A 9,808-nucleotide genomic window follows, 5' to 3' on the forward strand; every position below is an offset into this window, starting at 1 on the left:
TAGTGCGCTGGGTTATCGCTCGCCACGGGAATATCTGCGGCAGCGGGCTTGTAATGGGTTAAGTGATAACAGATGTCTGGAAATATAGGGGCAAATCCAGTAAGTTGGCAGCATTACCGCCCAAACCCTCTTTGAACCCGTCTGGATTGGCTGGAATGAACAGACCGCGGGGCTTGCCAGTGGTTGGTGGCGGGACGAAATTTTAGCAAATAGTGCGATCGCCGGTGTTTATGCAAAATCTGATGACGGAAAATCAGCCATTTAAAGAAAAATTATTATGACAAGCCTCTCATTCTCTTGTCATTTCCCCCCCATTTAGGCACAATGCGCCGCTGTCAAAAAATGACTAAAAACCGACGTTTAATTAGCGTCGGTTATTTTTTGCTTCAAACCAATCATTCATACCAAGAGGCCGGGCTTCGTACCGGATAGATATTTACTAAAAATCGACAGTTGTTGTCGCTGAGGAATCCAAAAAAATGGGGCAATTTTTTGCTTACGCGACGGTTATCACCGTAAAGGAGAATGACCATGTCGCATAACGTTACTCCAAACACCTCTCGCGTGGAATTGCGTAAAACGCTTACGTTAGTTCCGGTTGTAATGATGGGTCTTGCCTATATGCAGCCGATGACGCTGTTTGATACATTTGGTATCGTTTCAGGCCTCACGGATGGTCATGTGCCGACAGCCTATGCGTTCGCATTAATTGCGATCCTGTTTACGGCTCTGAGCTACGGGAAGCTGGTTCGCCGCTATCCTTCTGCTGGCTCTGCATACACTTACGCCCAGAAATCCATTAGCCCGACTGTCGGCTTTATGGTGGGGTGGTCTTCTCTGCTCGACTATCTGTTCGCGCCGATGATCAACATTCTGCTGGCGAAAATCTATTTTGAAGCTCTGGTGCCTTCCATCCCATCGTGGATGTTTGTGGTGGCGCTGGTGGCCTTTATGACCGCCTTTAACCTGCGTAGTCTGAAATCCGTAGCGAACTTCAACACTGTAATCGTCGTGTTGCAGGTAGTGCTGATCGCGGTGATTCTGGGCATGGTTGTTTATGGCGTATTTGAAGGTGAAGGCGCGGGTACGCTGGCGAGCACTCGTCCGTTCTGGTCTGGCGATGCGCATGTTATCCCGATGATTACCGGGGCGACAATCCTGTGCTTCTCCTTTACCGGCTTTGACGGCATCAGCAACCTGTCGGAAGAAACCAAAGATGCAGAGCGCGTGATCCCGCGTGCGATTTTCCTGACCGCGCTGATTGGCGGCATGATCTTCATCTTTGCAACTTACTTCCTGCAGCTGTACTTCCCGGATATCTCTCGCTTTAAAGATCCGGATGCGTCACAGCCTGAAATCATGCTGTACGTTGCGGGTAAAGCGTTCCAGGTTGGCGCGCTGATCTTCTCCACCATTACCGTACTGGCGTCCGGTATGGCGGCGCATGCAGGCGTAGCGCGTCTGATGTACGTAATGGGGCGTGACGGTGTGTTCCCTAAAAGCTTCTTCGGTTATGTACACCCGAAATGGCGTACTCCGGCAATGAACATCATCCTGGTTGGCGCGATTGCCTTGCTGGCAATCAACTTCGACCTGGTAATGGCTACGGCGCTGATTAACTTTGGTGCGCTGGTGGCGTTCACCTTCGTTAACCTGTCGGTTATTTCGCAGTTCTGGATCCGTGAGAAGCGTAACAAGACGCTGAAAGATCACTTCCAGTATCTGTTCCTGCCGATGTGTGGTGCGCTGACCGTTGGTGCGCTGTGGGTTAACCTGGAAGAAAGCTCAATGGTTCTGGGTCTGATCTGGGCTGCTATCGGTCTGATTTACCTGGCTTGCGTAACCAAGAGTTTCCGTAATCCGGTTCCGCAGTACGAAGACGTAGCATAATCATCTTTTCTAATAATAAACCGGAGTCGAATGAACATTTGGCTCCGGTTTTTTTATTCTTTTTTATCGAAATCCTCATTAATAACCATTTGTTCTAATTTAGAGAATTTGGTTATTGGTCTGCATTCCACCAGTCATGAATAATTTCCCCATTAACATTCATCTGGTTAATTAATTTATGTTTTCAATGATATTAAGCGGGCTAATTTGTGGTGCTCTGCTGGGATTTGTCATGCAGCGTGGGCGTTTTTGCCTGACAGGTGGTTTTCGCGATATGTATATCGCGAAAAATAATCGCATGTTTTACGCCTTGCTGATTGCAATTTCGGTACAAAGCGTGGGGGTTTTTGCGTTAATTCAGGCGGGCCTACTGACTTACGAAGCCGGGGCGTTCCCGTGGCTTGGTACTGTTATAGGTGGGTATCTTTTCGGGCTGGGAATTGTTCTGGCGGGTGGATGTGCCACCGGGACCTGGTATCGCGCGGGTGAGGGATTGATCGGCAGTTGGATCGCGCTTTTCACTTATATGGTGATGAGTGCGGTGATGCGTTCTCCACACGCCAGTGGTTTAAATCAAACCTTGCAGCACTACACTACTGAACATAACTCTATTGCTGATACTTTTAATTTGTCTGTGTGGCCGTTGGTTGCCGTTTTGCTGGTGATAACGCTCTGGGTGGTGATGAAAGAGTTGAAGAAGCCAAAACTCAAAGTCGCGACCTTACCGCCGCGCCGAACCGGGATCGCTCATATTCTGTTTGAAAAACGCTGGCATCCCTTTGTCACTGCTGTACTCATCGGTTTGATTGCGCTTTTAGCCTGGCCCCTGAGTGAAGCAACCGGACGCATGTTTGGGTTAGGAATCACTCCCCCAACGGCCAATATTCTGCAATTTCTGGTCGCGGGTGACGTGAAATACATTAACTGGGGCGTTTTCCTGGTGTTAGGGATCTTCGTGGGGGCATTTATTGCAGCCAAAGCGAGCCGTGAGTTCCGCGTTCGCGCTGCTGATGCACAAACAACATTACGTAGCGGGTTAGGTGGTGTACTGATGGGCTTCGGTGCCAGCATTGCAGGTGGTTGCTCTATCGGTAATGGACTGGTCATGACTGCAATGATGACCTGGCAGGGCTGGATTGGCCTTGTATTTATGATTCTCGGAGTCTGGACTGCGTCCTGGCTTGTGTATGTTCGACCGCAGCGTAAGGCACGACTGGCAACTGCTGCGGCAAATTAAGTAAGGTGTAAAGATGGCGATTAAAAAGCTGGATGTGGTGACGCAGGTCTGTCCGTTTCCACTCATAGAAGCAAAAGCAGCACTGGCAGAAATGGCCAGCGGCGATGAGTTGGTAATTGAGTTTGATTGCACCCAGGCAACTGAAGCAATCCCACAGTGGGCGGCAGAAGAAGGACATGCCATCACCGATTATCAGCAGATTGGCGATGCAGCGTGGAGCATCACCGTTCAAAAAGCCTGACTCAAAATTGTCCTCCGCCGTACCAGCGGCGGAGGCTTCACATTAGACAATCTCTTCCGCGTACTGCCAAAGCGCTTTTAACAGCGCCACTTTTTCTTTATCGTCGGCATACTGCTGCGCCAGCATCTGAATCTCTTCTGCATAGCCTTGTAAAAACTCTGGCGTGAAGACCTGGCGGCGGTGCTCCAGCCAGCGTTGCTGCTCGGCATAATCCAGCGTCCCCGGGAAGTTGCGCGCCCGATAATTGAACAACAGCTTTTCAATTCGTTTATCAACAAAAGTGATATCCAGTGCCGGTAAATTACGCGGCTCGGTTTCCAGCACAATTTTCATTGCTGCACGATCGGCGTCACTGAAAAAGCCGTTATAAAGCTGTGCATCCACATTATCTGAAGGTGTAAACGGTTCGGCTTCCACGAATATCGCTACCACTTTTTCACGCACTTGCGGATTTTCACGCAGAATTTTTAGGTTATCGAGGCAATGCTGACGATTAATTCCCAGTCGGTCGGCATCTTCCGGGCGTAGCGTATTCGCCTGGGCCAGTACCGGACATTTATTGATATGTACCAGCTTAACCGGAACGGCGGCGTTATCGCCAAGATCGGCTTTTGCGGTATATAAACGCTCGCGCAATGTGTCGCTATCCAGCTCCAGTAATGGCGAAATGTCTCCTGCCAAATCCACCATAATTACGGCATTGCGATTTTCAGGATGCCACGCCAGCGGTGCCACCCAGCTTGTATTGCCGCGCCATGCCCCAAACATTCCGGAAACGTGAACCAGGGGGTTCATCTGAGGAACATCAATCAACGCCATTAGTTTGTGTTTATTACGATGGGTAAAGAGATAATCAAACAGGCGTGGCTGACGCGTTTTTACCAGTTTTGCCATCGCAATAGTGGCGTACACATCAGCCATCGCATCGTGGGCGTTGCTATGTTCAATACCATTCGCTTTGGTTAAATGCTCAAGGCGAAAGCTTGGTAGACCGTCATCATTTTCAGGCCAATTTATTCCTTCCGGGCGCAGGGCATAACAGGCACGCATAACATCCAGTAAATCCCAGCGCGAGTTATCATGCTGCCAGCTCCAGGCGTAAGGATCGTAGAAATTACGATAAAAAACGTTGCGTGTGACTTCGTCGTCGAAACGCACATTGTTGTAGCCCAGAATACAGGTCTTCGGTACGGTAAAAAGCGAGTGAATACGGGCGGCAAACGCGGCTTCGTTTTCTCCTTTCGCCCGTGCTTCCTGCGGGGTAATACCGGTAATTAATACGGCTCCAGGCTGGGGTAAATAGTCATCCGCGGGCTTGCAGTAAAAGACTTCGGGTTCGCCGATGACATTGAATTCGTCATCGGTGCGAATGGCTGCGAACTGTGCAGGGCGATCTAACGCGGGGTGCGTGCCAAAGGTTTCGTAATCGTGAAACAAAAAGGTAGATTGTTGCTTACCGTCATTCATCATTAGGTTAAATCCGTTATTTCTGCTGTCTGCCAGAGTATCAAATATCACCGTGCTAATCAGCTTTAGCGCGACAATTTGACAGCGAGTGACAACAGATCATGTCAGATAAAAATGAGAGGGTAGTCACATTTTCTTGCACTTTATTCCAGCCAGTTCATAAGTATTTCCGTAAAAAGAACAGCTATTTGAAACTCCTGAGGGTTTGCTGTTGAAACGCCGTCTTATTATTGCTGCTTCTTTGTTCATTTTTAACTTATCGTCTGGTTTTGCGGCGGAAAACATTCCTTTTTCACCTCAGCCTCCAGAGATTCATGCCGGCTCCTAGGTACTGATGGATTACACCACCGGTCAGATCCTCACCGCGGGTAATGAGCATCAACAGCGCAATCCCGCCAGCCTGACAAAGCTGATGACGGGCTATGTCGTGGATCGCACTATCGATAGTCATCGCATTACGCCAGACGATATTGTCACCGTGGGGCGCGATGCGTGGGCGAAAGATAATCCAGTGTTTGTCGGTTCTTCACTGATGTTTTTGAAAGAGGGCGATCGCGTATCGGTACGTGATTTAAGCCGTGGTTTAATTGTGGATTCCGGAAATGACGCTTGTGTTGCACTGGCTGACTATATTGCCGGTGGGCAACGGCAGTTTGTTGAAATGATGAACAACTATGCCGAGAAGCTGCATCTCAAGGATACGCATTTTGAAACAGTGCATGGTCTGGATGCACCAGGTCAGCATAGCTCGGCTTATGATTTAGCTGTGCTTTCTCGCGCTATCATCCACGGCGAGCCCGAGTTTTATCATATGTACAGTGAGAAAAGTCTCACCTGGAACGGTATCACCCAGCAAAACCGTAACGGGTTATTGTGGGATAAAACCATGAATGTTGACGGCCTGAAAACGGGTCATACTTCTGGTGCCGGGTTTAATCTCATTGCTTCGGCTGTCGATGGGCAGCGTCGTCTCATTGCAGTGGTAATGGGGGCTGACAGTGCAAAAGGTCGTGAGGAAGAGGCAAGAAAATTACTGCGTTGGGGGCAACAAAACTTTACTACGGTGCAAATTTTGCACCGTGGGAAAAAGGTCGGTACGGAACGCATCTGGTATGGCGATAAAGAAAATATCGACCTGGGAACGGAACAAGAGTTCTGGATGGTGCTACCGAAAGCCGAAATTCCACATATCAAAGCCAAATATACCCTTGATGGTAAAGAGCTCACCGCGCCAATTAGCGCCCATCAGCGGGTAGGGGAAATTGAACTTTACGACCGTGATAAACAGGTGGCGCACTGGCCGCTGGTTACCCTGGAATCTGTCGGGGAAGGCAGCATGTTTTCTCGCCTGAGTGATTATTTCCACCATAAGGCCTGACCTTTCTTTTGCAGCAGACTGGCAGGAGTGCGAGTCTGCTCGCATAATCAACACTCATTCCTTGTGGTTTTAATATCGCAATTATACTGTATATAAAAACAGTGTTGATGGAGCGTCATGAACTACGAGATTAAGCAGGAAGATAAACGTACCGTTGCAGGTTTCCATCTCGTTGGCCCGTGGGAACAGACGGTAAAGAAAGGCTTTGAGCAGTTGATGATGTGGGTAGATAGCAAAAATATTGTGCCGAAGGAGTGGGTTGCTGTCTTTTACGACAATCCAGATGAAACACCCGCCGAAAAATTACGCTGCGACACCGTCGTGACGGTGCCGAATAACTTTACGCTCCCCGAAAACAGTGAGGGCGTCATTCTGACAGAAATTTCAGGTGGTCAGTATGCGGTTGCGGTGGCTCGTGTAGTCGGTGATGATTTTGCTAAACCCTGGTATCAGTTCTTTAATAGCCTCTTGCAGGACAGTGCTTATGAAATGTTACCAAAGCCCTGCTTCGAGGTTTATTTGAACAATGGCGCGGAAGATGGGTACTGGGATATCGAAATGTATGTTGCGGTGCAGCCAAAACATCACTAATTCATCTCAGGGCGGTGTGTTAACGCGATGACCACTCTTTTTTTGAAAGCGAAAAGAGTAAGATGCGCCTTTCAATTTTTTCGCTCCTGCCGGGAAATTACACTGTTCCCGGTTTGTCCGTCGGATAATTCAGAGGCGGGCCTTCTGGCCGACAGATGAGTTATGAGCGCTTTTAATCTTCATTACGGAGTTTCTGCGTGCGTGCCGATAAGTCATTAAGCCCGTTTGAAATCCGGGTATACCGCCATTACCGCATTGTGCATGGTACTCGGGTCGCGCTGGCATTCCTGCTCACTTTTCTCATTATCCGCCTGTTTACTATCCCGGAAAGCACCTGGCCGCTGGTCACCATGGTGGTGATTATGGGGCCAATCTCGTTCTGGGGTAACGTTGTCCCTCGCGCCTTCGAACGTATTGGCGGTACGGTGTTGGGTTCGATTTTAGGTCTTATCGCTCTGCAACTGGAGTTAATTTCGTTACCGCTGATGTTAGTCTGGTGCGCGGCGGCTATGTTTCTTTGCGGTTGGCTGGCGCTGGGCAAGAAACCGTATCAAGGATTATTGATTGGGGTGACGCTGGCAATTGTTGTGGGTTCCCCGACAGGTGAAATTGATACGGCGTTATGGCGAAGCGGCGATGTGATCTTCGGCTCTTTACTGGCAATGTTGTTTACCGGTATCTGGCCACAACGGGCGTTCATCCACTGGCGCATTCAACTGGCGAAAAGTCTGACCGAGTATAATCGGGTTTATCAATCTGCATTCTCACCGAACTTACTCGAACGCCCACGTCTGGAAAGCCATCTACAAAAACTCCTGACCGATGCCGTGAAAATGCGTGGGCTGATTGCGCCCGCCAGCAAAGAAACCCGTATTCCAAAATCGATATATGAAGGTATCCAGACCATTAACCGCAATCTGGTTTGTATGCTGGAGTTGCAAATCAATGCGTACTGGGCCACGCGCCCCAGCCATTTCGTGTTATTGAACGCGCAAAAACTTCGTGATACCCAGCACATGATGCAGCAAATACTGCTGAGCCTTGTTCATGCGCTGTACGAAGGTAATCCGCAGCCGGTTTTTGCCAATACGGAAAAATTGAACGATGCTGTGGAAGAGCTGCGTCAGTTGCTCAATAACCACCATGACCTGAAGGTAGTGGAAACACCAATCTATGGTTATGTGTGGCTGAACATGGAAACGGCACATCAGCTTGAGTTGCTATCGAATCTGATTTGCCGGGCCTTGCGCAAATAATTCCTGAACTTCAGAATCATCTTGCTGCTGCTTCGATTCAGCAAGGATAAAGGGTATGATAGTGAAAAGGGATAAAAGCATTGTCATCTGCGGCAGCTATGAGTAATGTTGGCCCTAACGAATAGCGGTTGCTAAAACGAATCCGACTCTCACATTATCAGGGGTATACAAATGGAAACTACCAAGCCTTCATTCCAGGACGTACTGGAATTTGTTCGTCTGTTCCGTCGTAAGAACAAACTGCAACGTGAAATTCAGGACGTTGAGAAAAAGATCCGTGACAACCAGAAGCGCGTCCTGCTGCTGGACAACCTGAGCGATTACATCAAGCCGGGGATGAGCGTTGAAGCAATCCAGGGCATCATCGCCAGCATGAAAGGTGACTATGAAGATCGTGTTGACGATTACATCATCAAAAATGCCGAGCTCTCCAAAGAACGCCGCGATATCTCCAAAAAGCTGAAAGCTATGGGCGAAATGAAAAACGGCGAAGCGAAGTAATTCCTGTTTTATTCAATGAGGGTTGCCCGGCAACCCTCATTGCTCATTGATTCTTATCTGTGTATCACCGTCATCATTCTCATCTGAGAACCTATCGAAATTAGCGACAGACATCTTCTGTATGCAGCAAGGAAAAAAGTTCTGTAACTCCATTGTTATTAACCGCACTGGTTACTAACACGTTGTGCGCTCCTGCTTCCCGTAACCAACATTTCACCAAAGATATGTGTTCCATGCTGGCTAAATCTGCTTTGGTTACTAATCCAATGACCGGGTGATTCATGGCCCGGTAGGGCGTTTTTACCTCTAATTCCTGCCTCAGCGCTGAGATTACTGCTTGTTGCCGGAAAAGCATATAGATTTGCATAAGTATGCTCTTTCGTATAGCCAGAATGTGTCGGATTCTGGTTGAACAGATAACGTACCCGTTGACTTCTTTCGGAAGTGAGATTGTAATATCTGACATACATGGTTGCCCCTGTTTGCCAAGTGTCAACGACGGATGAAAAGTGATCCACTTATATCTCCACCAACGGCCCAATATTGATCCACCGTTTTACTCAGGATTAGCTTCAGCTATAACCCCGGCCTTTCGTTTCTGTCTGAGTCGATAGCTTTCTCCTTTGATTTGAACGACATGTGAGTGGTGTAAGATACGGTCCAGCATCGCTGAGGTCAGTGCTGCATCACCGGCGAACGTTTGATCCCACTGCCCGAACGGCAGATTGGATGTCAGGATCATTGCGCTCTTTTCGTAACGTTTAGCGATGACCTGGAAGAACAGTTTTGCTTCTTCCTGACTGAACGGCAGATAGCCTATTTCATCAATGATGAGCAGGCGGGGGGCCATTACTCCACGCTGAAGTGAACCGCCCCGGGTTTCCTGGAGAGTGTTTTATCTGTGAACTCAGGCTGCCAGATCATCGTTTCCGATGGAAGCATAATAAGCTTTTTCTGCTTCTGCCGGAGGAGTATGGCCCAGCCTTTCCAGCAATCGTCGATTATTATACCAGTCCACCCACGTGAGTGTGGCCAGTTCCACTTCTGCACGGTTTTTCCAGCTCTTACGGTGTATTACCTCCGCTTTGTAAAGACCATTGATGCTCTCCGCCATCGCGTTGTCATACGAGTCGCCTGTACTTCCTGTTGATGCCAGTAATCCGGCTTCCTTAAGCCGCTGTGTGTAGGCCAGCGATACATACTGAGAACCTTTATCACTGTGATGGACCGTGCCGGACGGTCGACGG

10 protein-coding genes and 3 pseudogenes are annotated in these 9,808 nt (G+C 48.8%); 9 read left to right on the plus strand and 4 right to left on the minus strand.

Features of this window, described 5'->3' with window-relative positions; all coding sequences use genetic code 11:
• Window positions 1-112: 112 nt before the first annotated feature.
• From BGK49_RS25285 to tsuB, 5 genes and pseudogenes are all read left to right on the plus strand, one after another.
• Window positions 113-265 (plus strand): annotated as a pseudogene (locus BGK49_RS25285) (LysR family transcriptional regulator); the annotation flags it as partial.
• Window positions 266-479: 214 nt separating this feature from the next.
• Window positions 480-542, plus strand: coding sequence for a membrane protein YoeI (gene yoeI, locus BGK49_RS29005; protein WP_010723108.1), 63 nt, complete (start codon window positions 480-482; stop codon window positions 540-542).
• On the plus strand, window positions 532-1,890 hold the full coding sequence (gene plaP / locus BGK49_RS03915; RefSeq protein WP_000019197.1) for a putrescine/proton symporter PlaP: 1,359 nt from the start codon (window positions 532-534) through the stop codon (window positions 1,888-1,890). Before yoeI ends, plaP begins: the two co-directional genes overlap by 11 nt.
• Window positions 1,891-2,068: 178 nt before the next feature.
• The gene (gene tsuA, locus BGK49_RS03920; protein WP_069375693.1) at window positions 2,069-3,127 is read left to right on the plus strand and encodes a thiosulfate utilization transporter TsuA/YeeE; all 1,059 of its coding nucleotides are present in this window, start codon (window positions 2,069-2,071) and stop codon (window positions 3,125-3,127) included.
• 13 nt (window positions 3,128-3,140) lie between these two features.
• The gene (tsuB, locus tag BGK49_RS03925) at window positions 3,141-3,368 is read left to right on the plus strand and encodes a thiosulfate utilization sulfurtransferase TsuB/YeeD (protein WP_000985273.1); all 228 of its coding nucleotides are present in this window, start codon (window positions 3,141-3,143) and stop codon (window positions 3,366-3,368) included.
• Window positions 3,369-3,410: 42 nt separating this feature from the next.
• Here the strand turns inward: tsuB and sbcB are convergent, their stop codons facing one another.
• Window positions 3,411-4,838, minus strand: coding sequence for an exodeoxyribonuclease I (gene sbcB, locus BGK49_RS03930; protein WP_000980542.1), 1,428 nt, complete (start codon window positions 4,836-4,838; stop codon window positions 3,411-3,413).
• A 208-nt stretch (window positions 4,839-5,046) separates the two neighbouring features.
• On the opposite strand from sbcB, the pseudogene dacD reads away from it, so the two are divergent.
• From dacD to BGK49_RS03950, 4 genes and pseudogenes are all read left to right on the plus strand, one after another.
• Window positions 5,047-6,213, plus strand: a pseudogene (gene dacD, locus BGK49_RS03935) (serine-type D-Ala-D-Ala carboxypeptidase DacD).
• A 117-nt stretch (window positions 6,214-6,330) separates the two neighbouring features.
• Entirely contained in the window at window positions 6,331-6,804 is a 474-nt protein-coding gene (gene sbmC / locus BGK49_RS03940; RefSeq protein WP_001105385.1) for a DNA gyrase inhibitor SbmC, read from the plus strand.
• A 197-nt stretch (window positions 6,805-7,001) separates the two neighbouring features.
• Complete coding sequence (locus BGK49_RS03945; protein WP_001200876.1) at window positions 7,002-8,060, plus strand: FUSC family protein; 1,059 nt, start codon at window positions 7,002-7,004, stop codon at window positions 8,058-8,060.
• 171 nt (window positions 8,061-8,231) lie between these two features.
• Window positions 8,232-8,561: a DUF496 family protein gene (locus tag BGK49_RS03950; RefSeq protein WP_000450409.1), complete on the plus strand. Its 330-nt coding sequence runs from the start codon at window positions 8,232-8,234 to the stop codon at window positions 8,559-8,561.
• 100 nt (window positions 8,562-8,661) lie between these two features.
• Here the strand turns inward: BGK49_RS03950 and BGK49_RS29010 are convergent, their stop codons facing one another.
• The 3 genes and pseudogenes from BGK49_RS29010 to BGK49_RS03965 all read right to left on the minus strand — a co-directional run.
• On the minus strand, window positions 8,662-9,027 hold the full coding sequence (locus BGK49_RS29010; RefSeq protein WP_001280458.1) for a EutP/PduV family microcompartment system protein: 366 nt from the start codon (window positions 9,025-9,027) through the stop codon (window positions 8,662-8,664).
• A 90-nt stretch (window positions 9,028-9,117) separates the two neighbouring features.
• Window positions 9,118-9,429: pseudogene (locus tag BGK49_RS25290) on the minus strand (ATP-binding protein); the annotation flags it as partial.
• Window positions 9,430-9,468: 39 nt separating this feature from the next.
• Window positions 9,469-9,808 (minus strand): integrase core domain-containing protein (locus BGK49_RS03965; protein WP_032232706.1); only part of this gene is annotated, 340 nt, incomplete at its 5' end.

The sequence above is a fragment of the Shigella sp. FC1544 genome, from assembly GCF_001722145.1.
In the GTDB taxonomy this organism is placed as follows: domain Bacteria; phylum Pseudomonadota; class Gammaproteobacteria; order Enterobacterales; family Enterobacteriaceae; genus Escherichia; species Escherichia coli.

Bases quoted from the DNA above. Each gene is read 5' to 3' on its own strand.
- plaP (WP_000019197.1), top strand. From the start codon at position 532: ATGTCGCATAACGTTACTCCAAACACCTCTCGCGTGGAATTGCGTAAA.
- tsuA (WP_069375693.1), top strand. From the start codon at position 2,069: ATGTTTTCAATGATATTAAGCGGGCTAATTTGTGGTGCTCTGCTGGGA.
- tsuB (WP_000985273.1), top strand. From the start codon at position 3,141: ATGGCGATTAAAAAGCTGGATGTGGTGACGCAGGTCTGTCCGTTTCCA.
- sbcB (WP_000980542.1), bottom strand. From the start codon at position 4,838: ATGATGAATGACGGTAAGCAACAATCTACCTTTTTGTTTCACGATTAC.
- sbmC (WP_001105385.1), top strand. From the start codon at position 6,331: ATGAACTACGAGATTAAGCAGGAAGATAAACGTACCGTTGCAGGTTTC.
- BGK49_RS03950 (WP_000450409.1), top strand. From the start codon at position 8,232: ATGGAAACTACCAAGCCTTCATTCCAGGACGTACTGGAATTTGTTCGT.
- BGK49_RS29010 (WP_001280458.1), bottom strand. From the start codon at position 9,027: ATGTCAGATATTACAATCTCACTTCCGAAAGAAGTCAACGGGTACGTT.